Annotated in this window: 28 protein-coding genes; 20 read left to right on the top strand and 8 right to left on the bottom strand. The window is 66.7% G+C overall.

The window, feature by feature from the left end; genetic code table 11:
* The first annotated feature begins 2 nt into the window (after positions 1-2).
* The 6 genes from GIY56_RS13935 to GIY56_RS13910 all read left to right on the top strand — a co-directional run bounded on the left by GIY56_RS13935 (position 3) and on the right by GIY56_RS13910 (position 4,024).
* The gene (locus GIY56_RS13935; protein ID WP_154765447.1) at positions 3-227 is read left to right on the top strand and encodes a hypothetical protein; all 225 of its coding nucleotides are present in this window, start codon (positions 3-5) and stop codon (positions 225-227) included.
* 108 nt (positions 228-335) lie between these two features.
* Positions 336-536, top strand: coding sequence for a 50S ribosomal protein L35 (gene rpmI / locus GIY56_RS13930; protein WP_130989495.1), 201 nt, complete (start codon positions 336-338; stop codon positions 534-536).
* 16 nt (positions 537-552) lie between these two features.
* Positions 553-912, top strand: a complete 360-nt coding sequence (rplT, locus tag GIY56_RS13925) for a 50S ribosomal protein L20 (RefSeq protein ID WP_103171045.1) — start codon at positions 553-555, stop codon at positions 910-912.
* 101 nt (positions 913-1,013) lie between these two features.
* Complete coding sequence (locus GIY56_RS13920) at positions 1,014-2,384, top strand: cytochrome P450 (protein ID WP_154765446.1); 1,371 nt, start codon at positions 1,014-1,016, stop codon at positions 2,382-2,384.
* Between the two features lie 60 nt (positions 2,385-2,444).
* Positions 2,445-3,527: a phenylalanine--tRNA ligase subunit alpha gene (gene pheS, locus GIY56_RS13915; protein ID WP_154765519.1), complete on the top strand. Its 1,083-nt coding sequence runs from the start codon at positions 2,445-2,447 to the stop codon at positions 3,525-3,527.
* Entirely contained in the window at positions 3,524-4,024 is a 501-nt protein-coding gene (locus tag GIY56_RS13910; protein ID WP_154765445.1) for a hypothetical protein, read from the top strand. The genes pheS and GIY56_RS13910 overlap by 4 nt, the downstream gene beginning before the upstream one ends.
* 146 nt (positions 4,025-4,170) lie before the next feature.
* Here GIY56_RS13910 and GIY56_RS13905 read toward each other — a convergent pair whose 3' ends face one another.
* Positions 4,171-4,662 (bottom strand): hypothetical protein, encoded by a 492-nt coding sequence (locus GIY56_RS13905; protein ID WP_154765444.1) that lies wholly within the window; start codon positions 4,660-4,662, stop codon positions 4,171-4,173.
* A 111-nt stretch (positions 4,663-4,773) separates the two neighbouring features.
* On the opposite strand from GIY56_RS13905, the gene GIY56_RS13900 reads away from it, so the two are divergent.
* The gene (locus tag GIY56_RS13900) at positions 4,774-5,184 is read left to right on the top strand and encodes a SufE family protein (RefSeq protein ID WP_154765443.1); all 411 of its coding nucleotides are present in this window, start codon (positions 4,774-4,776) and stop codon (positions 5,182-5,184) included.
* On the opposite strand, the gene mnmA is transcribed toward GIY56_RS13900, so the two are convergent.
* The gene (mnmA, locus tag GIY56_RS13895; protein ID WP_154765442.1) at positions 5,156-6,322 is read right to left on the bottom strand and encodes a tRNA 2-thiouridine(34) synthase MnmA; all 1,167 of its coding nucleotides are present in this window, start codon (positions 6,320-6,322) and stop codon (positions 5,156-5,158) included. The two genes, GIY56_RS13900 and mnmA, sit on opposite strands and share 29 nt — an antisense overlap.
* 144 nt (positions 6,323-6,466) lie before the next feature.
* Here mnmA and sciP point away from each other — a divergent pair, with 144 nt between their 5' ends.
* From sciP to GIY56_RS13870, 5 genes are all read left to right on the top strand, one after another.
* A complete protein-coding gene (sciP, locus tag GIY56_RS13890; protein ID WP_154765441.1) occupies positions 6,467-6,742 on the top strand; it encodes a CtrA inhibitor SciP in 276 nt (91 codons plus the stop codon).
* A gap of 94 nt (positions 6,743-6,836) precedes the next feature.
* Positions 6,837-7,544, top strand: coding sequence for a response regulator transcription factor CtrA (ctrA, locus tag GIY56_RS13885; protein ID WP_154765440.1), 708 nt, complete (start codon positions 6,837-6,839; stop codon positions 7,542-7,544).
* Positions 7,545-7,634: 90 nt separating this feature from the next.
* Positions 7,635-9,809, top strand: a complete 2,175-nt coding sequence (gene ligA, locus GIY56_RS13880) for an NAD-dependent DNA ligase LigA (protein WP_196053636.1) — start codon at positions 7,635-7,637, stop codon at positions 9,807-9,809.
* A complete protein-coding gene (gene recG, locus GIY56_RS13875) occupies positions 9,806-11,902 on the top strand; it encodes an ATP-dependent DNA helicase RecG (protein ID WP_154765517.1) in 2,097 nt (698 codons plus the stop codon). Before ligA ends, recG begins: the two co-directional genes overlap by 4 nt.
* A 12-nt stretch (positions 11,903-11,914) precedes the next feature.
* Entirely contained in the window at positions 11,915-12,070 is a 156-nt protein-coding gene (locus tag GIY56_RS13870; protein ID WP_154765439.1) for a hypothetical protein, read from the top strand.
* A gap of 93 nt (positions 12,071-12,163) precedes the next feature.
* Here the strand turns inward: GIY56_RS13870 and GIY56_RS13865 are convergent, their stop codons facing one another.
* The gene (locus GIY56_RS13865; protein ID WP_154765438.1) at positions 12,164-12,601 is read right to left on the bottom strand and encodes an iron-sulfur cluster assembly scaffold protein; all 438 of its coding nucleotides are present in this window, start codon (positions 12,599-12,601) and stop codon (positions 12,164-12,166) included.
* Positions 12,602-12,662: 61 nt separating this feature from the next.
* On the opposite strand from GIY56_RS13865, the gene hisI reads away from it, so the two are divergent.
* Positions 12,663-13,019: a phosphoribosyl-AMP cyclohydrolase gene (gene hisI / locus GIY56_RS13860; RefSeq protein WP_154765437.1), complete on the top strand. Its 357-nt coding sequence runs from the start codon at positions 12,663-12,665 to the stop codon at positions 13,017-13,019.
* Positions 13,020-13,080: 61 nt separating this feature from the next.
* Here hisI and gluQRS read toward each other — a convergent pair whose 3' ends face one another.
* The 5 genes from gluQRS to GIY56_RS13835 all read right to left on the bottom strand — a co-directional run bounded on the left by gluQRS (position 13,081) and on the right by GIY56_RS13835 (position 17,542).
* On the bottom strand, positions 13,081-13,926 hold the full coding sequence (gene gluQRS / locus GIY56_RS13855) for a tRNA glutamyl-Q(34) synthetase GluQRS (protein WP_154765436.1): 846 nt from the start codon (positions 13,924-13,926) through the stop codon (positions 13,081-13,083).
* Positions 13,908-15,245 carry a methylenetetrahydrofolate--tRNA-(uracil(54)-C(5))-methyltransferase (FADH(2)-oxidizing) TrmFO gene (gene trmFO / locus GIY56_RS13850; RefSeq protein WP_154765435.1) on the bottom strand — a complete coding sequence of 446 codons (1,338 nt, stop codon included), beginning with the start codon at positions 15,243-15,245 and terminating at the stop codon, positions 13,908-13,910. The genes gluQRS and trmFO overlap by 19 nt, the downstream gene beginning before the upstream one ends.
* 84 nt (positions 15,246-15,329) lie before the next feature.
* A complete protein-coding gene (locus tag GIY56_RS13845; protein WP_154765434.1) occupies positions 15,330-15,953 on the bottom strand; it encodes a 50S ribosomal protein L25/general stress protein Ctc in 624 nt (207 codons plus the stop codon).
* A 66-nt stretch (positions 15,954-16,019) separates the two neighbouring features.
* A complete protein-coding gene (locus GIY56_RS13840) occupies positions 16,020-17,228 on the bottom strand; it encodes an alpha-hydroxy acid oxidase (RefSeq protein WP_154765433.1) in 1,209 nt (402 codons plus the stop codon).
* Positions 17,229-17,284: 56 nt separating this feature from the next.
* A complete protein-coding gene (locus tag GIY56_RS13835) occupies positions 17,285-17,542 on the bottom strand; it encodes a hypothetical protein (RefSeq protein WP_154765432.1) in 258 nt (85 codons plus the stop codon).
* Between the two features lie 76 nt (positions 17,543-17,618).
* Here GIY56_RS13835 and GIY56_RS13830 point away from each other — a divergent pair, with 76 nt between their 5' ends.
* The 7 genes from GIY56_RS13830 to ribD all read left to right on the top strand — a co-directional run bounded on the left by GIY56_RS13830 (position 17,619) and on the right by ribD (position 25,824).
* Positions 17,619-18,203 carry a TetR/AcrR family transcriptional regulator gene (locus GIY56_RS13830; protein WP_154765431.1) on the top strand — a complete coding sequence of 195 codons (585 nt, stop codon included), beginning with the start codon at positions 17,619-17,621 and terminating at the stop codon, positions 18,201-18,203.
* 66 nt (positions 18,204-18,269) lie between these two features.
* Positions 18,270-20,153: a DNA primase gene (gene dnaG, locus GIY56_RS13825; RefSeq protein WP_154765430.1), complete on the top strand. Its 1,884-nt coding sequence runs from the start codon at positions 18,270-18,272 to the stop codon at positions 20,151-20,153.
* A gap of 141 nt (positions 20,154-20,294) precedes the next feature.
* Entirely contained in the window at positions 20,295-22,268 is a 1,974-nt protein-coding gene (gene rpoD, locus GIY56_RS13820) for an RNA polymerase sigma factor RpoD (RefSeq protein ID WP_154765429.1), read from the top strand.
* Positions 22,269-22,371: 103 nt separating this feature from the next.
* Positions 22,372-23,802 (top strand): DNA recombination protein RmuC, encoded by a 1,431-nt coding sequence (gene rmuC, locus GIY56_RS13815; RefSeq protein WP_154765428.1) that lies wholly within the window; start codon positions 22,372-22,374, stop codon positions 23,800-23,802.
* Entirely contained in the window at positions 23,799-24,221 is a 423-nt protein-coding gene (locus GIY56_RS13810; RefSeq protein WP_154765427.1) for a secondary thiamine-phosphate synthase enzyme YjbQ, read from the top strand. The genes rmuC and GIY56_RS13810 overlap by 4 nt, the downstream gene beginning before the upstream one ends.
* Positions 24,222-24,342: 121 nt before the next feature.
* Positions 24,343-24,807 carry a transcriptional regulator NrdR gene (nrdR, locus tag GIY56_RS13805; protein ID WP_154765426.1) on the top strand — a complete coding sequence of 155 codons (465 nt, stop codon included), beginning with the start codon at positions 24,343-24,345 and terminating at the stop codon, positions 24,805-24,807.
* 30 nt (positions 24,808-24,837) lie between these two features.
* Entirely contained in the window at positions 24,838-25,824 is a 987-nt protein-coding gene (ribD, locus tag GIY56_RS13800; protein WP_154765516.1) for a bifunctional diaminohydroxyphosphoribosylaminopyrimidine deaminase/5-amino-6-(5-phosphoribosylamino)uracil reductase RibD, read from the top strand.

The raw sequence follows: 25,824 nt of genomic DNA, 5'->3' as shown, positions 1-25,824 counted from the left end.
CCATGTCTGATCTTCTGCTGCTTGGCGGCATCGCGCTGTGCCTGATCTCGGTCGTCGTGGCCGTCGTGCAGCTGTTGCAGACCCGGCCCCCGCGTGCCGCGGCGATCCTGCTGGTCCTGGGGATCGCGGCGATCTTTGCCGCCGCCTGGCTGGGACCGCAGCCCTTCGGCCTAGAGCAGATCCCGCAGGCCTGGGCGCGCGTGACCGGCGGCGCGACCGCACCCTGAGGCCTTGCCAAACCCGTGACGCGCGCTTATACGGCGCGCTTCCTATCCGTGCGTCCGGCCACCATGGCATTGCCGAGTCGCGCGTTCACTCTGATGAAGGAGATGAAAATGCCGAAGATGAAGACCAAGTCGGCCGCCAAGAAGCGGTTCTCGTTCACGGCTTCGGGCAAGGTGAAATCCGCCCAGGCCGGCAAGCGCCACGGCATGATCAAGCGCACGATCAAGTTCATTCGCGACGCCCGCGGCACCACCGTCCTATCGGACGCTGACGCCAAGATCGTCAAGAAATACATGCCCTACAACCGCTGATCGCGAGGACTGAACAATGGCACGAGTTAAATCCGGCAAGGTCACCCACGCCCGCCACAAGAAGGTTCTTGACGCGGCGAAAGGATATTATGGCAACCGGTCGCGCAACTTCCGCACCGCCACGCAGGCCGTGGACAAGGCGAACCAGTACGCCACCCGCGACCGCAAGACCCGCAAGCGCAACTTCCGCGCGCTGTGGATCCAGCGGATCAACGCCGCCGTCCGCCTGGTGGACGCGGAAATGACCTATTCGCGCTTCATCAACCTGCTGGCGAAAGCCGGGATCGAGGTTGACCGCAAGGTTCTGGCCGACCTGGCCGTGAACGAACCCGAGGCGTTCGGCGCGATCGTGGCGCAGGCCAAGGCCGCCGCCTGATCCCTTCGGGACAGCGACAACGACAGGGGCCGGTGCAGAACGCGCCGGCCTTTTTCATGGGTGCCGTTGTTTCGGGGCCGCGCGCTTCCTATCCTTGGGATATGCACGCCCCCGACACCTTCACCAGCCGTCCCGCCCGCGACCCCGTCAAGGTCGCGCTGGCCCGCCAGCCGTTGGGCATCCTGGGCACCGCCCTGACCGCCCGGCGGAACCTGCTGGAACTGATCCCCGCCATCGCGACGCGCCAGCCCATCGTCTCGGGCAAGACGGGGGTGCGGTTCCACATGGTCATGGACCCGCCCACGCTGCGCCACATCCTCAAGGACCGGGTCGAGGATTATCCCAAGTCCATCGTCACCAAGCTGATGCTTGAACCCGCCATTGGCGACAGCCTGTTCGTGGCCGAAGGTGCCCAGTGGCGCTGGCAGCGCCGCGCGGTGGCCCCCGCCTTTGCCCTGCGCCATGTCGAGGCGCTTGGCCCGGTCATGACCGCCGCGGCCGAGGCCTCCAGCCGCCGCCTGTCCGCCGCCCGAGGCCCGGTCGATCTGTTCGAGGAAACGGTGGCCGCGACCTTCGAGGTGATTTCCGACGTGACCCTGTCGGGCGACCAGGCCTTTGACCGGGACGCGGTGCATCATGCCATCGACGGCTATATCGCCCAGACGGGCAAGGTCTCGCTTCTGGACGTGCTGGGCCTGCCCAGCTGGGTGCCGCGGCCGGGGCGGATGTTCGCGCGCCCGGGCCTTGGCCGGATGAAGCAGATCGCGGACCGCGCCATCGACGCCCGCGCCGCCGCGCCCCGGGCCGAAGGGGCGCCCGACCTGCTGGATCTGCTGCTGCACGCCGCCGATCCCGAAACCGGCCGCGCCATGACGCGGGACGAGTTGCGCGACAACCTGCTGACCTTCATCGTGGCGGGACACGAGACGACCGCCCTGACGCTGGCCTGGGCGCTTTACCTGTGCGCCTTCGATCCCGCCATCCAGGACCGCGCGGCAGCCGAGGCGCAGGCCGTTCTTGGCGACCGCGCCGCCACCGCCGCCGACCTGCCCGCGCTGCCCCTGATCCAGCGCATCGTGAACGAGACGCTGCGCCTGTATCCCCCCGCGGCCTTCCTGTCGCGCACGGCCCAGGTGGCGGACCGGCTGTGCGGGCGCGAGGTCCTGCCCGGCGACACGGTGATGCTGCCGATCTATGCGCTGCACCGCCACCACATGCTGTGGGACCGCCCCGACGCCTTCGATCCAGACCGTTTCCTGACGACCCCCGACCGCTACGCCTTCCTGCCCTTCGGCGCCGGGCCGCGCATCTGCATCGGCGCCAGCTTCGCCCTGCACGAGGCCGTCATCATCCTGTCCACGCTTCTGGCCCGCTTCCGCTTCACGGCCATCCCGGGCCGCGACCCGCAGCCCCGCATGATCCTGACGCTGCGCCCGCATGGCGGGGTCTGGCTGGACGTGAAGCCGCGCTGAAGGCTTCCCCCCTGGCCCCGCAGATGCTAACGCCATGCCCGACAAGGACGAGGCATGACGATGGACGACCTGACCCCCCTGCGCCAGCAATGGCTTGACCGCATCAACGGCGCCACCGATCCCGCCGCCATCGAGGAGGTGCGCCTTGCCGCCCTGGGCAAGAAGGGCGAGATCAGCCTGAAGATGCGCGAACTGGGCCGCATGACGCCCGAGGAACGCCAGACCATTGGCCGCGCCCTGAACGAGCTGCGCGACGAACTGGACGCGGCGCTCCGCGCCCGCAAGCTGTCGCTGGAGGATGCGGCGTTGGAAGCCCGTTTGGCGGGCGAATGGCTGGACGTGACGCTGCCCGGCCGCCCGCGCCCGCAGGGCACGATCCACCCGATCAGCCAGGTGACCGAGGAAGTGACCGCGATCTTCGCCGACATGGGATTCGCGGTCGCCGAAGGCCCGCAGGTCGAATCGGACTGGTACAACTTCGACGCGCTGAACATCGCGCCCGAACACCCCGCGCGCCAGGAACACGACACCTTCTTCATGCACCGCGCGCCCGGCGACAACCGCCCCCCGCATGTGCTGCGCACCCATACGTCCCCGGTCCAGATCCGCGCCATGCAGGACCAGGGCGCGCCGATCCGCGTGATCTGCCCCGGCCGCGTGTATCGCATGGACATGGACCAGACCCACACGCCGATGTTCCACCAGGTCGAGGGCCTCGCCATCGACCGCGACATTTCCATGGCGCAATTGAAATGGACGCTGGAGGAATTCTGCCGCGCCTTTTTCGAGGTGGGCCAGGTCGAACTGCGCTTCCGCGCCAGCCATTTCCCCTTCACCGAGCCGTCCGCCGAGGTGGACATCCGCTGCGACTGGTCCGGCGGGCAGTTGAAGATCGGCGAGGGAGATTCGTGGCTGGAGATCCTCGGATCCGGCATGGTCCATCCCAAGGTCCTGCGCGCGGGCGGCATCGACCCCGACCAATGGCAGGGCTTCGCCTTCGGCATGGGCATCGACCGCATCGCCATGCTGAAATACGGGATCCCGGATTTGCGGGCGTTCTTCGAGAGCGATTTGCGGTGGCTGCGGCATTATGGGTTCGCGGCGGGGGATGTTCCGAGCGTGGCGGGTGGGCTGAGCAGGTGAAACTTCTTACTTGGTTCTTCTCACTGGACCCAAGGATTATTCAGTCTGTCGCTTCTGTCGCCACCGCCACAATTGCGTCTCTAACAGCGCTGTTCATTGCAGTTTATGTCTATGGTCGTCAGAAGCGTCTTGATGCACGATACAAACTTGCTGAAGAAATTAGGGGCACTTGCGCCAAACTCGCTGAAGCATGTTCATCGATTATTGAAGACCCCGCAGGTGTGCGAACTGAAAATGTACTACAATCAGTTGGTGCTAAGCTTGCGAGAGTCAACTATTACGAAAACCTCCTGATTATGCAGAGGGCGCCCATCGAACTGGTTACTTCTGCACAGGAACTTTCCCGGTCATACGCTGCTTGCTTAAAATATCTATATGAAGCCTTTCAGGAAAGCCGACCACCAGAAAAGTTCAAGGAACTTTCTGCTAAATTATTTGCTGATCGAGCCAAATTCGTAATGATTGCTCGCGATCAATCCGTTCGCCTAGCAAAATAGATAGCAACTGTAGGGTGGGGTTCTACCCCACCGCGTCCTGAACCGTCGTTGGAAATGGTGAGGTAAAACCCATCCTACCTCGACCTTCGTAGGGTGCGTGCTCGCACGCACCACTCCGCCGCAAACGGTGCGTGACATCACGCACCCTACCGGCGCAGCGTCACCACATTCCCTGCGCTTGCGATCTCGACCGCCGCGATCCGCGACAGTTGCACCGCCGACAGCGCCATAGCCGCCGTGATCTCGTCCACGCCGGGGCGGGCGGGCAGGGCGGCGGGGCTGCCGGGGGCGGGCGGGACGCCCACCAGCCGCAACCGCAGCACGCCATCCGCGTCGGGCGAGATCCGGTCGCCGGGCATCGGACGCGCCGTGACCAGCGCGACCGAGGAATAGCCGCGCACCGGGGCAAAGCCGTTCACGACCAGCAAGAGGCCTTCGTTCAGCGGCTCCCACCGGGCCGAGGTGATCTGGGGGATGTCGGGGCGGGTGTCCGACACCTCGGCATAGCCGCCCTTAGGTTCAAGCGACCTTGCCGGCGCGCTGCCCCAGGACAGGGGGTTCCAGCCGCTGTCGCCAAGCCGTCCGCAGCCGGACAAGGCTAGCGCGGCGATCAGCAGGGGCGCGGTCAGTCTGTTCATGTCACCATCCCTCGGGCGTTTCCGGTTTGTTAGGCGAAAACCGCAGGGGGATAAAGGCACTTTGACCTTGGGGGCGCGGCGCGCTAACCACGGAAACAAAAGGACCGCGCCATGGCAACCCAAGCCTTTGAAGACATCGCCGAGACCTTCGACTTCCTGGACGACTGGGAGGAACGCTATCGCCACGTGATCGAACTGGGCCGGGCCATGCCGCCCATGGACCCGGCGCTGCAAGTGCCCGCCACCAAGGTCGAGGGTTGCGCCAGCCAGGTCTGGATCATGCCCAGGATCGAGAACGGCCGTTTCGACTTCCAGGGCGACAGCGACGCCATGATCGTGCGCGGGCTAATCGCGGTGCTGCACGCGCTCTATTCCGGGGTGCCGGTGGCCGAGGTGGACCGGATCGACGCGCAGGCCGCACTGGCGCGGCTTGGCCTGGACGAACACCTGTCCTCGCAGCGGTCGAACGGCTTGCGCGCGATGATCCAGCGGATCAGGCAGCTTTCCGCCGACGCAGCGTGATCCAGCCGCCGCCCAGCACGCGGGTGCTGTCGGGGTCGTAGAACACGCAAGCCTGGCCGGGGCTGACGCCTTCCTCGGGGTCCAGCAGCTCGACCTCGGCCCGGGTCGCGTCGATGGGTCGCAGGATCGCGGGACGCGGGGGGCGGGTGGAGCGGATGCGGACCATCACCGGGATCTCGCCCGCGAAGGGCTGATCGCCCAGCCAGTTCACCTCGCTGATGGGCACCACGCTCGTGGCAAGCGCCGATTTCGGTCCGACCACGACGCGGCGCAGGTCCGGGTCCAGCCGCACGACATACAGCGGATCGCCCAGGCCGCCGATGCCAAGCCCCCGCCGCTGGCCGATGGTATAGTGGATCACGCCGCGATGCCGGCCCAGCACCGTGCCGTCCATGTCCACGATCTCGCCCGGCTCGGCGGCATTGGGGCGCAGCTTCTCGATCACGGCGGCATAGTTGCCGTTCGGCACGAAGCAGATGTCCTGGCTGTCGGGCTTGTCCGCCACCGCCAGCCCGTATTCGGCGGCCAATGCGCGCGTTTCCGCCTTGCTGGCGAGGTGCCCCAGGGGGAAACGCAGGAAATCCAGCTGTTCCTGCGTGGTCGAGAACAGGAAATAGCTCTGGTCGCGGTTCGGATCGGCGGCCATGTGCAGCTCGGCACGGTTCGGGCCGTCCTTGCGCTGGATGTAATGGCCGGTCGCCATGCAATCGGCATCCAGGTCGCGCGCGGTTTCCAGAAGATCGCGGAACTTGACCCGCTCGTTGCAGCGGATGCAGGGCACCGGCGTCGCGCCCGCCAGATAGGCGTCGGCGAATTCGTCGATCACCGATTCGCGGAACTTGTTTTCGTAATCGAGGACATAGTGGGGAAAACCCATCCGTTCCGCCACGCGCCGCGCGTCGTGGATGTCCTGCCCCGCGCAGCAGGCCCCCTTCTTGGCCAGCGCCGCGCCGTGGTCGTAAAGCTGCAAGGTGACGCCGATCACGTCATAACCCTCGGCCTTCAGCCTGGCCGCCACGACGGAACTGTCCACGCCCCCCGACATCGCCACCACCACCCGCGTCTGCGCAGGCGGCTTGGCAAAGCCCAGGCTGTTCAATTCGGAAGCGCGCGCCGGGGCGCGGTGGGGAAGCGTCATGGCATGTCTCGGGCAATGGTTGCGTCTAAATATAGGCAAATGCTGCCTATTCTCAAGCGCCGAACGACCTGAAAAGCTGCCATGCTCAATCCGGGATTAATGGCTTTCCGTCACTGTCGTCCCACGCGACATAGGACAGGTGGGATGTTCTTGAAGAAAACCGATGCCCCTCGAACCGTCATCCTGCCCGATGGCAGGGTTCTCTCCGTGGCCGACCTGCCGCCGGACGACACGCGATGGGTCGCCAGCCGCAAGGAAACGGTCGTGAACGCCGTCCTGCACGGCCTGATCGGCAAGGAGGAGGCGCTGCGCCGCTATGGCCTGTCCGAGGAGGAACTCGACGGTTGGACAAAGGCGATGCAGAAACACGGCCGGGCCGCATTGAAGATAACCGCGATCCAGCGTTTCCGGCAACCTTAGATTGCATCTCTGCAATTTAAACATAAGGTAACCACATGTTAACCTTATGATCCGATGGTTGGGTCAGGTTAGACACGAATCGGGGTAAACTTTTATGCGTATTCTGTTGGTTGAAGACGATCCCAGTACGGCACGCGCCATCGAACTGATGCTGACCGCCGCAAGCTACAACGTCTTTCGGACGGACATGGGCGAGGAGGGAATCGATCTCGCCAAGCTTTATGACTATGATCTGATCCTGCTGGACCTGGATCTGCCCGACATGCACGGGATGGAGGTTCTGCGCCATCTGCGCCTGGCCCGCGTCGATACGCCGATCCTGATCCTGACCGGTTCGGACGACACCGAAAGCAAGCTGCGGGGCTTCGGCTTCGGCGCCGACGACTACATGACCAAGCCCTTCAACCGCGAGGAATTGCAGGCCCGCATCCAGGCGATCATCCGCCGGTCCAAGGGCCACAGCCAGGCCATCATCAAGACGGGCGAGATCGTGGTGAACCTGGACGCGCGTTCCGTGCAGGTCAAGGGCAAGACCGTGAACCTGACGGGCAAGGAATACCAGATCCTCGAACTTCTCAGCCTGCGCAAGGGCACGACGCTGACCAAGGAGATGTTCCTGAACCATCTTTACGGCGGCATGGACGAGCCGGAACTGAAGATCATCGATGTCTTCATCTGCAAGCTGCGCAAGAAGCTGTCCGAGGCGATCGGCGGCGACAGCCATATCGAGACGGTCTGGGGCAGGGGCTATGTCCTGCGCGAGCCTTCGCCCAGCGTGGAACGTCTGGCGATCGGCGCCTGACCCTGGCGGGCTGCGGCGGCCTGCCGTGGCCCCTGTAAAACCCCTCGCCGAACGTCGTATAGAACGCACAGACGGAAGGCGGAGGCAGCGATGACGGACACCGATCATGATGGCGGCGTGGACATGGCCACGCTGGACGAAGGGCGCGCCGCCGACGAAATCGCCGATCTCTCGGCCCGAATCGCCCAGGCGAACGAGGAGTATCATACCCTCGACGCCCCGGTCCTGTCGGATGCCGAATACGACGCCCTGAAGCGGCGGCTGCTGGCCCTTGAACACGCCTTCCCGCAGCTTGCCCGGCCCGACAGCCCCACGCAGAAGGTCGGCGGCGCGCCGGCCGAAGGCTTTGGCAAGGTCGTTCATGCGCAGCGCATGATGTCGCTGGAAAACGGCTTCAGCGCCGAGGACGTGACCGACTTCGTGGCCCGCGTCCGCAGTTTCCTGGGGCTGCGGGACACGCCCGCCTTCACCGCCGAACCCAAGATCGACGGGCTGTCGCTGTCCCTCCGATACGAGAACGGCGTGCTGGTCCAGGCCGCCACGCGCGGGGACGGCGCCGTGGGCGAGAACGTCACCGCCAATGCCCGCACCATCGCCGACATTCCCCACCGGCTGACGGGCGACGCGCCCGCCCTGCTCGAGGTGCGGGGCGAGGTCTATATGACCCACACCGATTTCCAGCGGTTGAACGCGACCGAGGGCGGCCGCGTCTTTGCCAATCCCCGCAACGCTGCCGCAGGATCGCTGCGCCAGATCGACCCGGCGGTCACCGCCTCACGCCCGCTGCGGTTCTTCGCCTATGGCTGGGGGCAGCTCAGCGAGCCGCTGTCCGATACGCAGATCGGCGCCGTCCAGCGGCTGGCGGCGCTTGGCTTCCAGACCAATCCCCTGACGCGGCTGTGCCATGATGCCGACGGGATGATCGCCGTCTGGGCCGGGATCGAGCAGCAGCGCGCCACGCTGGGCTATGACATCGACGGCGTGGTCTATAAGGTTAACGACCTGTCCTTTCAGACGCGCTTGGGCTATCGCTCGACCACGCCGCGATGGGCGCTCGCGCACAAGTTTCCGGCCGAAACGGCCTGGACCCGGCTGGACCGGATCGACATCCAGGTGGGCCGCACCGGCGCGCTGTCGCCTATCGCGCGGTTGGAGCCGGTGACGGTGGGCGGGGTCGTGGTCTCGAACGCGACGCTGCACAACGAGGATTACATCGCAGGCCGCGACAGCACCGGTGCCCCGATCCGAGAAGGGCGCGACATCCGCGAAGGCGATTGGGTTAAGGTCTATCGCGCGGGCGATGTCATTCCCAAGATCGCCGATGTGGATCTGTCGCGCAGGCCCGGGGGCAGCCAGCCCTATCAATTCCCCGAAACCTGCCCGCAATGCGGATCCGCCGCGATCCGCGAACCGGGCGATTCGGTGCGCCGCTGCACGGGCGGCATGGCCTGCCCCGCCCAGGCGGTCGAGAAGCTGAAGCACTTCGTCAGCCGCGCCGCCTTCGACATCGAGGGCCTTGGCGCCAAGCAGATCGAGATGTTCTTCACCGACGCCACCCTGCCGATCCGCGAACCCGCCGACATCTTCACCCTGGCCGCACGCGACGCGCGCAACCTCGCCAGACTGAAGAACCGCGAGGGCTTCGGCGCAAGGTCCACTGAGAAGCTGTTCGCCGCGATCGAGGACAAGCGCCACATCCCCTTGGAACGCCTGATCTTCGCCTTGGGCATCCGCCATGTGGGCGAGGTCGCGGCGGGGATCCTCGCCCGGCATTTCGGCACCTGGGACGCGCTCATCGCCGCCGTCGATGCCGCGGCGCGCGAACCTGCCCATGCGGCGGACGACAAGACCCGCCGCACGGTCATGGCCGACAGCCCCCACTGGTCCGAGCTGACCGCCATCAACGGCATCGGTTCCGTGCTGGTCCAGTCCCTCGTCACCACCCTGACGCAAGAGGCCGAGCGCGCCAGCATCGACCGCCTGATCGCGCAGATCGAGGTGGTCCCCGCCGAATCGCGCCAGACCCGGGAAACCCCCATCAGCGGCAAGACCCTGGTCTTCACCGGCACGCTGGAGCGGATGACCCGTGCCGAGGCCAAGGCCCGGGCCGAGGCCATGGGCGCCAAGGTCGCCGGATCGGTCAGCGCCAGGACCGACCTGCTGATCGCCGGCCCGGGCGCCGGATCCAAGGCCGCAAAGGCCGCCGACCTGGGCGTCAAGGTGATCGACGAGGATGAGTGGCTGCGCATCGCGGGCAGCGCATGACGCAGCCCAAGGGCCGCCCCCCGGCGCTGTTCCCGCTGTTTTCCGATGTCGATACCCTGCCGGGGATCGGCCCGAAAAGCCGCGCGGCGCTGTCGCAGATGGGGATCGAACGGCCCCGCGACCTGATCCTGACCCTGCCGGCCAGCGGCATCACCCGCCGCCGGATCGCCCGCATCAGCGACGCCCGCGCGCCCGAGGTCGTGACGGTCGCCGTCACCGTGGGCCGCCATCACCCGCCGACCGTCAAGGGCCGGCCATGGCGCGTCCATTGCGGCGACGGCGTGGGCGACCTGACGCTGGTCTTCTTCCATCCCCGCAAGGAATGGATCGAAGCGCAGCTTCCCACCGGCGCGCGCCGCATCGTCAGCGGCAAGATCGAACTGTTCGACGGCTTGGCGCAGATGGTCCATCCCGACCACATCCTGCGAGAGGACGAGCCGCCCTTGCCCGAGTTCGAGGCGGTTTATCCCCTGACGGCCGGCCTGACGCGCAAGGTCATGGCCAAGACGGTCGAGGCCGCGCTGACCCGCCTGCCGCCTGTCGGGGAATGGATCGACCCGCAGCTGATGGCGCAGCGCGGCTGGCCCGACCTGGCGACCGCGCTGCGGCAGGCGCATGACCCGCAGGCGATGCGCGACCTGTCGCCCGATGTCCCCGCACGGGCGCGGCTGGCCTATGACGAATTCCTGGCCCATCAGATGACGCTGGCCCTCGTGCGCCGGGAAAAGCGGCGCCTGAAGGGGCGGCCGAGCCGGGGCGATGGCCGGCTGCGGCGCGCGGTCCTGGACAGCCTGCCCTGGCCGCCCACGGGCGCGCAGCGCCGCGCCATCGGGGAGATCGCCGCCGACCTGGCCAGCGACCGGCGCATGAACCGGCTGCTGCAGGGTGATGTCGGCTCGGGCAAGACGCTGGTGGCGATGCTGGCCGCCCTTGTCGCGGTCGAGGCGGGCGGGCAGGCGGTGCTGATGGCGCCCACCGAGATCCTGGCCCGCCAGCACGCCCGCGCGCTGGAGCCTCTGGCCCGGGCGGCGGGCATCCGGCTGGCTGCGCTGACGGGCCGCGACAAGGGCGACCTGCGCGCGCAGATCCTCGAGGATCTGGCACAAGGGCGCATCGACATCCTGGTGGGCACCCATGCCGTGTTCCAGAAGGACGTGCATTTCCACGACCTGCGGCTGGCGATCATCGACGAACAGCACCGCTTCGGCGTGGCGCAGCGGCTGGAACTGTCGGCCAAGGGCCAGGTGCCGCCCGACATGCTGATCATGACCGCGACGCCGATCCCCCGGTCGTTGGCGCTGACGCAGTATGGCGATCTGGACATCTCGGTCCTGGACGAAAAGCCGCCAGGGCGGCAGCCGATCACCACGGTGATGATCAGCGACCAGCGGCTGGACGAGGTGACGGCGCGGCTGCGCCGGGTGCTGGATCAGGGCGCGCGCGCCTATTGGGTCTGCCCGCTGGTCGAGGAAAGCGAGAACAGCGACCTGACCGCCGCCGAGGCGCGGTTCCAGTCGCTGCGCGCGCAGTTCGGCGAGGCGGTGCGCCTGGTCCACGGCCAGATGCCGCCCGACCAGCGGGATGCGGCCATGGCCGATTTCGCCCAGGGCCGCGCGCAACTGCTGGTCGCGACCACCGTGATCGAGGTGGGCGTGGACGTGCCCCAGGCGACGATCATGGTGATCGAGCGCGCCGAAAGCTTTGGCCTGGCCCAGCTGCACCAGCTTCGGGGACGGGTCGGGCGGGGGACGGGCGCCTCGACCTGCCTGCTGATGTATCACCCGCCGCTGAACGAATCGGGCGCCCGGCGCCTGACCACCCTGCGCGATACCGAGGACGGTTTTCGCATCGCCGAGGTGGATCTGGAGATGCGCGGCGCGGGCGACGTGATCGGCACGGCGCAATCGGGCCTGCCGCGGTTCCGAATCGCCGATCTGGAACATCAGGCCGGGCTGATGGCCGTGGCGCGGCAGGATGCGCGGGCGCTGCTGGACCGGGATCCGGCGCTGGAAAGCCCGCGCGGGCAGGCCGTCCGCATGTTGATGTGGCTGATGAGCCAGGACGAGGCGATCCGGCTGATCTCGGTCGGTTAGGAAGTTCTTAAAATGTTCTTTACAGAAGGGCGCGAATATGAGAACAAACAGGCAACAAAACAGGAGTTGCCGATGTCCCGTGAATTCGCTTCTGATCTGTTGGGCGTGATTGCCCTTGCCACCACGACCGTGATCGTCTTGTGGCTGCCTGCCATCCTGCAGGCCTGAACTCTGCCCCGCGTTGCGATGACGGCGCTTCGCCTGTGCGCTCGTCAAATGTCCTGCACGCGCACCTGCCGGCCCTTTCGGGGGCCGGCTTTTTCATGCGGCGGCGTGGTCGATCGCTTCAAGCGTTGCGTCCCAGGCCAGCAGGATCGAGGCATGGCGGTTCGGATAGTCACGGGCGGGCAACAGCGCCTCGAGATCCGCAAAGGGCGCGGGGGGCGGATTGCCGCCGGCTTTCAGCATGGCGCGCAGGGTATCGCGGGCGGCCGCGATCTCGTCCCGGCTGCGGCCGATGACCGCCTGTCCCAGGACCGAGGCCGAGGCCTGGCCGAGCGCGCAGGCCCGCACCTCTTGCGCGAAATCGGCGATCCGGTCGCCGTCCATCGCGACATAGGCCGTGACCGAGGATCCGCATTGCGGCGACCGGCGCATGGCCTTGCCGTCGAAATCGGGCAGCACGCCCAGATGCGGGATGGTCGTCGTCAGCGCAAGGATCCTGCGCGAGTAGAGCTGCATCAGGTCGCTGTCCGCCATCGGTCTTTCCCACGCGTTGCCTTGGCCCTAGATAGGAACGCGACCGACGAAAGGAAACCCGATGTTCGACCCCGCCAGCCTGAAATACGACGCGAGCGGCCTGATCCCGGCCATCGCGCAGGACGCGGACAGCGGCGAGGTCCTGATGATGGCCTGGATGAATGCCGAAAGCGTGGCGCGGACGCTGAAAACCGGACGCGTCACCTATTGGTCGCGGTCGCGGCAGGCGTTCTGGGTCAAGGGCGAAAGCTCGGGCCATGTGCAGGAACTGGTCGAGCTGCGCGTCGATTGCGACCGCGATTGCCTGCTGGTCCTGGTGCGCCAGACCGGTCCCGCCTGCCATACCAACCGGCGCAGCTGCTTTTACACGGCCGTCCGCGAGGGGGCAGAGGTCGAGATCATGGAACCGGTGGAATAGGGGGCGCTGCCCCCGTCGCGCCATGCGCGACTCCCCCGGGATATTTGAGGTCCAAAGCAGGTCAGAGGGCGAGCATCCGGCGGAGGTCCTGCGGGGTCGCACCGTCCTCGCGGTAATGGCGGATCGCGCGGGCGTCGTCGCGCTTGGCCAGCCGCTTGCCCGCATCGTCGCGGATCAGGCGGTGGTGGTGGTAGAGCGGCGTCGGAAGCTGAAGCAGCTTCTGAAGAAGAACGTGGATGTATGTTGAATCGAAGAGGTCTTTTCCGCGCGTGACCAGGGTGATCCCTTGCGCGGCATCGTCCACGACCACGGCAAGATGATAGGACGTGCCCATGCCGCGCCGCGACAGGATCACGTCGCCGATGCCATTTAGGAACTGGTCACGGGTCAGGATGTGGTCGTGGCCGGGCATGATCGCCTGGTCGCGAAAGCCGACGCGGTCAATGCCCAGGGCGTCGAAGGCGCGGGCCGCGTCCAGGCGGATCACGTCGTCCGGGCCGGCATCAGTCAGGCTTCGCGTCCGGCAGGTGCCGGGATAGACCAGCCCATCGGGACCAGCGGGCAGCACGCCTTCCTGCGGGGCCGACAGCGCCGCGCGGATGTCGCCGCGGCGGCAGCGGCAGGGATAGGTCAGCGGCGCAAGCCGGACCAGCGCAGTGCGATAGGCCGCCATCCGGTCGGATTGACGCATCACGGGGCGCTGCCAGTCAAGGCCCAGCCAGGCCAGATCCTCGTAGATGGCTTCCTCGTATTCCGCGCGGCAGCGGTCGCGGTCGATGTCCTCGATCCGCAGCAGGAACTGGCCGGGGCTGGCTTCGCGTTCCGCCACAAGCGCGGCATAGGCATGGCCCAGATGCAGCAGCCCGGTGGGCGAGGGCGCGAACCGCGTTACTGCGTTGCCAGCCATGCGCTGAAATCGTCCTTGGCCCGCTGGGTGTAGGCGGGGTATCGGTCCTTGCGCCCCTTGCGGCCACTGCGCGCCTCGTCCAGCGGGGGGAACAGGCCGAAGTTCACGTTCATCGGTTGGAAGGTCCTGGCCTCGGCCCCGCCGGTGATGTGGTGGACCAGAGCGCCCATGGCGGTCGTCGGCGCAGGCGGCGGCAGGTCGCGGCCCTGCGCCTGCGCGGCGGCCATGCGTCCCGCCAGCAGGCCCATTGCGGCGCTTTCGACATAGCCTTCGACGCCCGTGACCTGGCCCGCGAAGCGCAGGTTCGGGCGCTGGCGCAGGCGCATCCGGTCGTCCAGCAGCGTGGGCGAGTTCAGGAAAGAATTGCGGTGGATGCCGCCAAGGCGCGCGAAGCTGGCGTTCTCCAGACCGGGGATCATGCGGAACACCTGGGTCTGCGCGCCGTATTTCATCTTGGTCTGGAAGCCGACGATGTTGTACAGCGTTCCCATGGCGTTATCCCGGCGAAGTTGAACCACTGCATAAGCTTTTTCGTCCGGCTTGTGCGCGTTCGTCAGTCCCACCGGTTTCATCGGCCCATGGCGCAGGGTTTCGCGCCCGCGTTCGGCCATCACCTCGATCGGCAGGCAGCCGTCGAAATAGCCAGCGGTCTCGCCCTCGTGGAACTCGGTCTTCTCGGCGGCCAAAAGGGCGTCGATAAAGGCCTCGTATTGCTCGCGCGTCATCGGGCAGTTGATATAGGCGCGCTGTTCGGCCTCGGTTTCGCCCTTGTCATAGCGGCTTTGTTCCCATGCCACCGACATGTCGATGGTGTCGGCATGGACGATGGGGGCGATGGCGTCGAAAAAGGCCAGGGCATCGGTGCCCGTCACGGCCCGGATCGCCTGCGCCAGCGCGTCCGAGGTCAGCGGACCGGTCGCCACGATCCAGTTGCCGTCCTGGGGCAGGTCTGTGATCTCGCCCGGCACGATCCGGATCAGCGGCTCGGCCTGCAACGTCTCGGTCACGGCGGCGGAAAAGGCCTCGCGGTCCACGGCTAACGCACCCCCGGCGGGCAGCTTGTGGCGGTCGGCCATGGCCATGATCAGCCCGCCTGCCGTGCGCATTTCCCAATGCAACTGGCCCACCGCGTTCATCATGTCGTCGTCCGACCGGAAGCTGTTGGAACAGACCATTTCCGCGCAGTTGCCGGTCTTGTGGGCGAAGGTGCCCTTGGCGGGGCGCATCTCGTGCAGGATCACCGGCACGCCTGCGCGGGCGATCTGCCAGGCGGCCTCGGATCCGGCAAGGCCCGCGCCGATGATATGGACTGGTTCCATGTGACCTCCTGCGGAAAGCGACTAGCAAAACGGAAAGGGCGGCGCCAGCGGCACCGCCCCAAGGGTCGCGCAAGGCGGCGGGGATCACTCCTCCGCGGCGGCAGCCTCGGCCGGTTCGTCGTCGCCGCCCGAACGCAGCGCGGACGGCGCGGCGATGTTGGCGATCACGAAGTTGCGGTCGATGGTGGGCTTCACGCCTTCGGGCAGCTTCACGTCGTTGATGTGGATCGTGTCGCCGACGTTCAGGCCTTCCAGATCGACGGTGATGTGATCGGGGATGTCGCCCGCCGTCACGACCAGCTCGACCTCGGGGCGCACCGTCACCAACGTGCCGCCGCGCTTGAGGCCGGGGCATTTGTCGTGGTTGATGAAGTCCACGTGGATGAACAGGTTCACCTTGGACGTGCGGCGCAGGCGCATGAAGTCGATGTGGATCGGCAGATCCTTGACGACATCCTTTTGCACGCCGCGGCAGATGACGCGGACATCGTCCTGGCCTTCGACCTGAAGGTTGAACAGCGTGGACATGAACCGCCCGGCGCGCAGTTGCGTCAGCAGCTTGTTGAAGTCGAACTGGACGTTCACCGGATCCTTGTGGTCACCGTAAACGACACCCGGCACCTTGCCGTCGCGGCGAGCTTGGCGGGCGGCCCCCTTGCCTGACCCCGCGCGCGGCTCGGCCACCAGATCAGGGATCTCTTTGGCCATGATATGTTCCTAACTCAGTTGGTGGACGCCGCCATCCTCCAAGGGTGCATGGCGGCAGGTGGCGGCCTATACGGCAACGGGGGCGATTTGTGAAGCCCCCATCGGCTGCGGGATGTCGTATTCGTCCAGGAAGCCGCGCGGGATCATCACGTTCTGCGGCCCGATGTCCCGGATGTCGCGTTCGCCGCACAGCGCCATGCTGATGTCCAGTTCCTTGCGGATGATCTCCAGCGCCTTCGTCACGCCCGCCTCGCCCATGGCGCCCAGGCCATGCAGCCAGGCCCGCCCGATCCAGGTCGAATGCGCCCCAAGGGCCAGGGCCTTCAGCACGTCCTGGCCTGATCGGATGCCGCTGTCCATGTGGATTTCCACCCGGTGGCCCACCGCCTTGACGATATGCGGCAGCATCCTGATGGATGACAGCGCCCCGTCCAGCTGCCGCCCGCCGTGGTTGCTGACGATGATCGCGTCCGCGCCGAAATCGGCGGCGATGCGGGCGTCCTCGGGGTCCAGCACGCCCTTCAGGATCAGCTTGCCGCCCCACAGGTCGCGGATCCGGGAGATCTTGTCCCAGTCCAGCTTTTCGTCGAACTGCTCGGCCGTCCAGCTCATCAGGCTGGAGGGATCGCCCACGCCCTTGGCATGGCCCACGATATTGCCGAAGAAGCGGCGCCTTGTTTGCAGCATCCCCATGCCCCACCGCCAGCGCGTCGCCAGATCCAGCAGCGTGGGCAGGGTCAGCTTGGGGGGCGCGGACAGCCCGTTCTTCAGATCCTTGTGCCGCTGGCCCAGGATTTGCAGGTCCAGCGTCAGCACCAGGGCACTGCATTTGACCTTTTTCGCCCGTTCGATGATGGTGGCCAGGAAATCCTGGTCCTTCATCACGTAAAGCTGGAACATGAAGGGCTTGGCGGTATGTTCCGCGACATCTTCCAGCGAACAGATCGACATCGTGGACAGGCAGAAGGGCAGGCCGAACTTTTCCGCCGCGCGGGCGGCATGGATTTCACCGTCGGCGTGCTGCATCCCCGTCATGCCCACCGGGGCCAGCGCCACCGGCATCGCCGCGGGCAGGCCCACGATGTCGGACGCCGTGCTGCGGTTCGACATGTCCACCGCCACCTTCTGGCGCAGCTTGAGGCGCGCGAAGTCGGTCGTGTTCTCGCGGAAGGTCTGTTCGGTATAGCTGCCCGATTCCGCGTAATCATAGAACATCTTGGGGGTGCGCGCGCGGTGCATCCGCTTCAGATCTTCGATCGAGGTGATGACGGGCATGAAACTCCTCCGCAGCTTGGTCAAATTTTTTTACCAGAAGACGCGGCAAAGGGCAATCAATCCCGCGGCCGCATCCGCGCCAGCGCATCGGGTTCGATCACCGGGCCGCGCAGGGCATCGGCCCGCCTGCGAAGCGCGGCTGCGCGGGCCTCGGCCTCGGCATCGACTGCGGCGGGGGACGTGGCGGCTGGCGCGTGGTCGGGCAGGACGGGTTCCGCCAGGATCCGGTCGGTCGGCAGCAGGCTTGGATAAGGCTCGTCGCCGCAGCCGGACAGAAGGGCGGCGCAGGCGATCAGGGTCAGGGCATTTTTCATGACCCGCAGCCTAGGATACGCCATCCGGGGGGGCAACGGGCTTTCCCGGGGCGGGACCGCGCGCTAGAAGACCCCCATGGCCCGCACCCAAGGTTCCCGCGCCGAGATCACCGGCCCCCTGATCCGCACCCATGCCCGCCGCCTGTTCGCGCGGCAGGGTTACGCGGCCGTGTCGATGCGCCAGATCGCGTCCGCCGTGGGGGTGCAGGCGGGGGCGCTTTATGCCTATACCCCCGACAAGCAGGCGCTGCTGTTCGACCTGCTGGAAAGCCACATGCAGGAACTGCTGGGCGCCTGGTCCGACGTTGCGGGCGATCCCCTGGCGCGGCTGGAACGCTTCGTGCGCTTTCACATCGACACCAGCCTGGATCACGCCGATGCGGTCTTCCTGTCCTATATGGAGCTGCGCAACCTGACGCCGGAAAACTTCGCCCGCATTGCCGCCCTGCGCGGCGAATACGAATCCGCCCTGGAAACCATCCTGCGCGACGGGATGGCGGCGGGCGCCATGCGCATCGACGACCCGCGCTTGGCGACGATGGCGCTGATCGCGATGCTGACCGGGGTGACCAACTGGTACCGCGAAGGCGGGCGGCTGGACCGACAGCGCATCGGCGACATCTACTGGGGCCTGGCGCGCGGCGCGGTGGGGGCGCATTGACTGCCGCTTCTTTCTTGCCCAAATACCCCCTTTCCTTGACGCCGCCCGCGGCGCGATAATCACCCCATGAGTCTGCCCCCCGGCTTCCTTGACGAGATTCGCAACCGCGTCCCGATCAGCCGCGTGATCGGGAAGAAGGTGGTTTGGGATCTGCGCAAGTCGAACCAGGGGCGGGGCGACTGGTGGGCGCCGTGCCCGTTCCACCAGGAAAAATCCGCCAGTTTTCATTGCGATGACCAGAAGGGCTATTATTACTGCTTCGGCTGCCAGGCCAAGGGCGACGCCATCAGGTTCCTGCGCGAGGCCGACGGGATGGAGTTCATCGACGCCGTCAAGCTGCTGGCCGCCGAGGCCGGCTTGCAGATGCCCGAACCCGATCCCCGCGCCCGCGAAAAGACCGACCGCCGCACCCGCCTGCTGGACGTGACCGAGGCCGCCTGCCGCTGGTTCCGCCTGCAATTGCAAACCGGTGCCGCTGCCGAGGCGCGCGATTACCTGACCCGCCGTGGCCTGGACCAGGCGGCGCTCGACCGGTTCGAGATCGGCTTTGCCCCCGACAGCCGCACGGCGTTGACCCAGGCGTTGCGCGACAAGGGCTTTGACGAAGGGCTGATCGTCGAATCCGGCATGTCGGCCAAGCCTGACGATGGCGGTGCGGCCTATGACCGGTTCCGGGGCCGCATCATCTTTCCGATCCGGGACGGGCAGGGCCGCTGCATCGGTTTCGGCGGACGGGCCATGGATCCGAACGCGCGGGCCAAGTACCTCAACAGTCCGGAAACGCCGCTGTTCGACAAGGGCCGCAACCTTTACAACCTCGGTCCCGCCCGCGCCGCCGTCGCCAAGGGGCAGCGGCTGGTCGTGGCCGAAGGCTACATGGACGTGATCGCCCTGGCCCGCGCGGGGTTCGAGGGCGCGGTGGCTCCCTTGGGCACCGCCATCACCGAGGATCAGTTGCGCCTTATGTGGCGCGTCAGCCCCGAACCCGTGATCGCGCTTGACGGCGATGCGGCGGGACAGCGCGCGGCCCAGCGGCTGATCGACCTGGCCCTGCCTCTGACCGGGCCGGGGCAGGCGCTGCGCTTCGTCATCCTGCCCGCGGGCCAGGATCCCGACGATCTCATCAAGGGGGCGGGACCGGGCGCGATGGGCGCGCTGCTGGACGGGGCGCGTCCGCTGGTCGATCTGCTGTGGGCGCGCGAAACCGAAGGCCAGAACTTCGACAGCCCCGAACGCAAGGCCGCGCTGGAAAAGCGGCTGGCCGATGCCGTCGCGAAGATCCCCGACGAGTTGACCCGCAACCATTACGCCAAGGAACTGCGCAACAAGCAGTGGGACCTGTTCGGCACCGCGTCCCGGCGGGGGGACTGGAAGCCCGGCAAGCGCGGCGGGACGGCGAAACCTCCGCGTCCTGTCCTGCCCATTCCCGCCGCCGCCGATCCCCAGGCCGCCAGCACCCTGCTGGAGGGGGCCAGCCTGCTGATCTGCGCGCTGCATCCCGAACTGATCGAACAGGTGGAAACGCGCCTGGAACGCCTTGCGCCGCAACATCCCGACCGGGCCGCCCTGCTGTTCGATCTGCTGAGCAATACCCGAAGCGTCCTGGGCAGGCGGGGGCTTGAAACGCTGCGAGCCGATCCCAACTTGATCCCGATGCAGATAGCCGAGAAAACCGCGGGCGAAGCGTCCGCCTATCTGCACGAGGCCCTGGACCGTCTGGAAGCCAGGAAGATTTCGGAAAAGGAAATCCTGCGGGCCGAGAATGAAATAAGCGGCGAGGCCGACGAAGGGCTGACATGGCGCTTTCGTCAGATAGGACAAGCCCGTCACCGGATCGAACGGTTCGACGACGACGATGCGAAGGACATGGACAAGGACCAGAAGGCCTTGTCCGACCAACTGTCCCAGTTCGTCGATGGCCAGATCTGGCGCAAACCGCCGCGCCGCTGACCACCCGCAAGTGATTCGCGGGTTTCGCGAATCAGCCGCATCGCGCGCCCTTTGATTCGGAGATGCGCCGCGCTAAATATGGACCATATGTTCAGTGATTCGCCGTTTCCGCGAATCACTGCCTGATGAAGGGAGCCGTTGATGGCCGCCAAGGACGACGATCACGACAAGACCGACAAGGACGACAATGCGCATTCGCTGGACATGAGCCAGGCGGCCGTCAAGCGCATGATCGCCGAGGCGCGCGAACGCGGCTATATCACCTATGACCAGCTGAACGCGGCCCTGCCGCCCGAACACGCCTCGTCCGAGCAGATCGAGGATGTCATGTCGATGCTGTCCGAGATGGGCATCAACGTGATCGAGGACGACGATGCGGCCGAGGAACCCGAGGGTGGCGCCGTGGCCGTCGTCGGCTCGACCTCGCGCGAGGTGGCGGTGTCCACCTCGGAAACCGAAAAGCTGGACCGCACCGACGACCCCGTGCGCATGTATCTGCGCGAGATGGGTTCGGTCGAACTGCTGTCGCGCGAGGGCGAGATCGCCATCGCCAAGCGGATCGAGGCCGGCCGCAACACGATGATTGCGGGCCTGTGCGAAAGCCCGCTGACCTTCAAGGCCATCACCATGTGGCGCGAGGAGCTTCTGGACGAGGAGATCCTGCTGCGCGACGTGATCGACCTGGAAACGACCTTCGGCCAGTCGCTCGACGACGAGGAAGCGGACGAGGAGGAACTGTCCGAGGATAGCGTGCAGTCCGACTCCGCGCAAAAGCGCGAGGAGCTGGACGCCGACGGCAACCCCATGCGCTCCGAGGATGACGAGGACGAGGAAGACGGCGCCAGCCTGTCGCTTGCCGCGATGGAAGCCAGCCTCAAGCCCAAGGTCCTGGAAACGCTGGAACTGATTGCCAACGACTATGAAGCCCTGGCCGCGATGCAGGACCAGCGCATGTCGGCCACGCTGAACGAGGACAACAGCTTCTCGGCCAGCGCGGAAACCGATTACCAGGTGCTGCGGTCCCGCATCGTCGGGCTGGTCAACGAACTGCACCTGAACAGCAGCCGGATCGAGGCGCTGGTCGATCAGCTTTACGGCATCAACCGCCGGATCGTGACCATCGACAGCGGCATGGTCAAGCTGGCCGACGCCGCGCGCATCAACCGCCGCGAATTCATCGACGCCTATCGCGGCACGGAACTGGACCCGACCTGGGTGGACCGCATGTCCCAGCAGGCGGGGCGCGGCTGGCAGGCGCTGTTCGAACGGTCCCGCGACAAGGTCGAGGAGCTGCGCAACGAGATGGCGCAGGTCGGCCAGTATGTCGGCGTCGATATCGAGGAATTCCGCCGCATCGTGTCTCAGGTCCAGCGCGGCGAGAAGGAAGCGCGCCAGGCCAAGAAGGAAATGGTCGAGGCGAACCTGCGGCTGGTCATCTCGATCGCCAAGAAATACACGAACAGGGGCCTGCAATTCCTGGACCTGATCCAGGAAGGCAACATCGGACTGATGAAGGCCGTGGACAAGTTCGAGTATCGGCGCGGCTACAAGTTCAGCACCTATGCGACCTGGTGGATCCGCCAGGCCATCACCCGGTCCATCGCCGACCAGGCCCGCACGATCCGCATCCCGGTCCACATGATCGAGACGATCAACAAGCTGGTCCGCACCGGCCGCCAGATGCTGCACGAGATCGGCCGGGAACCCACGCCCGAGGAACTGGCCGAAAAGCTGCAGATGCCGTTGGAAAAGGTCCGCAAGGTGATGAAGATCGCCAAGGAGCCGATCAGCCTCGAAACCCCCATCGGGGACGAGGAGGACAGCCAGCTTGGCGATTTCATCGAGGACAAGAACGCCGTCCTGCCGCTGGATTCCGCCATTCAGGAAAACCTGAAGGAAACCACGACCCGCGTTCTGGCCAGCCTGACCCCGCGAGAGGAACGGGTGCTGCGGATGCGTTTCGGCATCGGCATGAACACCGACCACACGCTGGAGGAGGTGGGCCAGCAGTTCAGCGTGACCCGCGAACGCATCCGCCAGATCGAGGCCAAGGCGCTGCGCAAGCTGAAGCATCCGTCGCGTTCGCGCAAGCTGCGGTCCTTCCTGGACCAGTGACCCATATCCCACGGCCCCGTCCTTATGGCGGGACCGTGGGCCGAACCGCTTGCAAGTTCGGCACAAACCATGAACACTATCCCCAGTTGTTCGTGGAGAGCCGATGCCAAGCCTTCTGGAAGATCCCGCCGCCCTTCGCCTCCTGCTGATCGCCGCCCTGGCGGCGCTTGCGGCCCTGGCGGTCCTTGCCGCAGGCTGGCGCAAGGCGTGCGGGCTTGCCGAAGCCCGCGCCAAGGATCTCGCCTCGCAGCTTTCTCATCTCGGCGAGGAATCCCGCGCCCTGGCCCTGCGCGCGGGCCAGCACGAGGCGCGGCTGGACGGCCAGACCGCCCGCCTGTCCGAACTGTCCGAGGAACGTGACGGCCTTGCCGACGCCCTGCACCAGGCGCGCCAACTGCTGGCCGCGTCCCGCACCGAACTGGCCGAGGCGCGGCTGCGCGCCGAAAAGGACGCCGAATCCGCCGCGCGCGAAATCCAGACCCTGCGCGAATTGCGCGCGGAAATGACCGGGCAATTCAAGCTGCTGGCGGCGGAAACCCTGCGCGTGCAGCAAGGCGACCTGCAAAAGGCGCAGGGGGACCAACTGTCCGCGCTGCTTAACCCGTTCCGCGAACAGGTGCATCGGTTCCAGACGGAATTGCAGGCCAGGAACAAGATCCTGGACGAGGAAGGTGCGAGACTGCGCGAACAGATCGCATTCCTGCACCAACGGTCCGAAGACATCTCTCGCGAGGCGGTGAACCTGACCCGTGCGCTGAAAGGCGACAAGCAGCGCCAGGGTGCCTGGGGCGAGATGGTGCTAGAGCGCCTGCTGGAGGATTCGGGCCTGATCGCGGGCACGCATTACGACACCCAGTCCAGCTGGACCGACGAGGACGGCAAGCGGTGGCGTCCCGACATGGTGGTCAGGATGCCGCGCGCCAAGGTCATGGTGATCGACAGCAAGGTGTCGCTGGTGGACTATGAGATCTCGGTCAATGCCGAGGATCCGGCCGAGGTTCAGGCCGCCCTGCGCCGCCATGTCGCCGCCGTGCGCAACCATGTCGTGACCCTGGGCGAGAAGGGCTATCACCGGATGGACGACGGATCGGTGGATTACGTCCTGATGTTCATCCCCATCGAGGGTGCGTTCTCCGAGGCGCTGCGGGCCGATCCGACCCTGGCCAGCTTCGCCATGGAGCGCCGCGTGGGCCTGACCACGCCCACGACCCTGATGCTGACCCTGCGCACCATCGAGCATATCTGGGCCGTCGAACGGCGCGAGGCCAACGCGACCGAGATCGCCAAGCGCGCGGGCCAGCTTTACGACAAGGTGGCGGGCTTCGTCGAATCCATGGACGCCGTGGGCCGCGCCCTGGATCAGGCGGGGCGGGCGCACACGCAAGCCATGGACCGGCTGTGCCGGGGATCGGGCAACGTGATCCGCCAGGTGGAGATGCTGCGCGAACTGGGCGCGCGGACGCAAAAGCGCATCGCCACCGATCACGACGGCGGCGACGCCCTGATGCTGGACCCGCCCGAGGCTGCCGAATGAACCGCGTCTTCGCCATCCAGACGCGCGGCCCGGCCTGCCACGACTTCACCCGCGACGTGGCGGCCTGGCTGTCCGTCTTGCAGGCTGGGGACGGGCTGCTGACGCTGATGGTGCGCCACACATCCTGTTCGCTGCTGATCCAGGAAAACGCCGATCCCGACGTTCAGACCGACCTGCTGGGTTGGCTGGACTGCATCGCGCCGCCCGCCGATCATCCGTCCATGTCCTGGCTGCGCCACCGCGACGAAGGCCCCGACGACATGCCCGCCCATCTGAAGGCCGCCGTGCTGCCGGTCAGCCTGCAAATCCCCGTGGCCGGGGGCCGGATGATGCTGGGCACCTGGCAGGGCCTCTATCTGGTGGAACACCGCCGCGCGCCCCATCGACGCGAGGTGGCGGCGGTCTTTCAGGCCGGGTGACGGCGCGGCATTCCGGTCACAGACGGGGCAGGGAACATCTTGTGTCCGTTGGATAATGCTACCCAAGCCCTGCTTGCCCGCCTATACTAGTGGACGACCGAGCACCGAAGGGGACAACCGGATGCGCTGCCCGTTTTGCGGAAACGTCGATACGCAGGTCAAGGATTCGCGCCCTGCCGAAGACAACGTCGCCATTCGCCGCCGCCGCTTCTGTCCCGCCTGCGGGGGGCGCTTCACGACCTATGAACGGGTGCAGTTGCGCGATCTGGTCGTCGTCAAGTCCAGCGGCCGGCGCGAGGATTTCGACCGCGACAAGCTGGCCCGGTCGATCCGCATCGCCATGCAGAAGCGCCCGGTCGAACCCGAACGGATCGAGCAGATGATCAGCGGCATCGTCCGCCGCCTGGAAAGCACGGGCGAGACCGACATCCCCTCGAAGATGATCGGCGAGATCGTCATGGAGGCGCTGTCGCGCATCGACAATGTCGGCTATGTCCGGTTTGCCAGCGTTTACAAGAACTTCCAGGACGCGGGCGATTTCGACAAGTTCGTGTCCGAACTGCGGCCCGCCCCGACCGGCGACTGAGCCGTGACGCCCCCGGAAGACCTGCGCCACATGGCCCATGCCCTGCGCCTGGCGCGGCGGGGTCTGGGCAATGTCTGGCCGAACCCCGCTGTCGGCTGCGTGATCGTGCAAGCGGGCCGCATCGTCGGCCGGGGCTGGACGCAGCCGGGCGGGCGTCCCCATGCCGAACGGATGGCCCTGGATCAGGCAGGGGTGCTGGCGCGGGGTGCCACCGCCTATGTGACGCTGGAACCCTGCGCCCATCACGGACGGACGCCGCCCTGCGCCGAAGGACTGGTTGCCGCCGGCATCGCGCGCGTCGTTTCGGCCATGACCGATCCCGATCCCCGCGTGGCCGGGCGCGGCCACCGCATCCTGCGCGACGCGGGCCTTGCCGTGACCGAGGGCGTGAGAGAGGCCGAGGCCCGCGAATTGCAGGCGGGTTTCCTGTCCCGCATCCAGCAGGGGCGGCCCTTCGTGACGCTGAAGCTGGCGACCAGTTTCGACGGGCGCATCGCCACGGCGGGCGGGGAAAGCCAGTGGATCACCGGACCGCAAGCGCGGCTGCATGTCCACACGATGCGCATGGCCCATGACGCGGTCATGGTGGGGGGGAACACGGCCCATGCGGACCGCCCGTCGCTGAACGTCCGCGGCCTGACGACGCCGCGCCAGCCGGTGCGGGTGGTGCTGTCCTCGCGTCCGCTGCCCGATCTGCCGCCCGAGGGGGTGATGCACGGGCCGCTGTGGCGGATCGACGCGCCGCCTGCCGATGCCTTGGCGCAGCTTGCCGAAGCGGGGATCACCCGGGTCTTCTGCGAAGGGGGCGGACTGCTTGCCGCCTCCCTGCTGCGGGCGGGGCTTGTGGACCAGGTCGTCGGCTATACGGCGGGCATCACCCTGGGCGGCGACGGGTTGCCCGCCGTGGGACCGATGCGGCTTGACAGGCTGTCTGACGCGCCCCGCTTTGCCCTGGCCGAGACGCGCCGGATCGGGCCGGACCTGTTTCACCGATGGCGCCGGATCGCGCCCTCCTGA

Source organism: Paracoccus lichenicola (genome assembly GCF_009708075.1).
GTDB classification, from domain to species: Bacteria; Pseudomonadota; Alphaproteobacteria; order Rhodobacterales; family Rhodobacteraceae; genus Paracoccus; species Paracoccus lichenicola.
The sequence above is the reverse complement of the archived record's forward strand: the minus strand, read 5'-3'. Positions and strand labels throughout refer to the sequence as shown.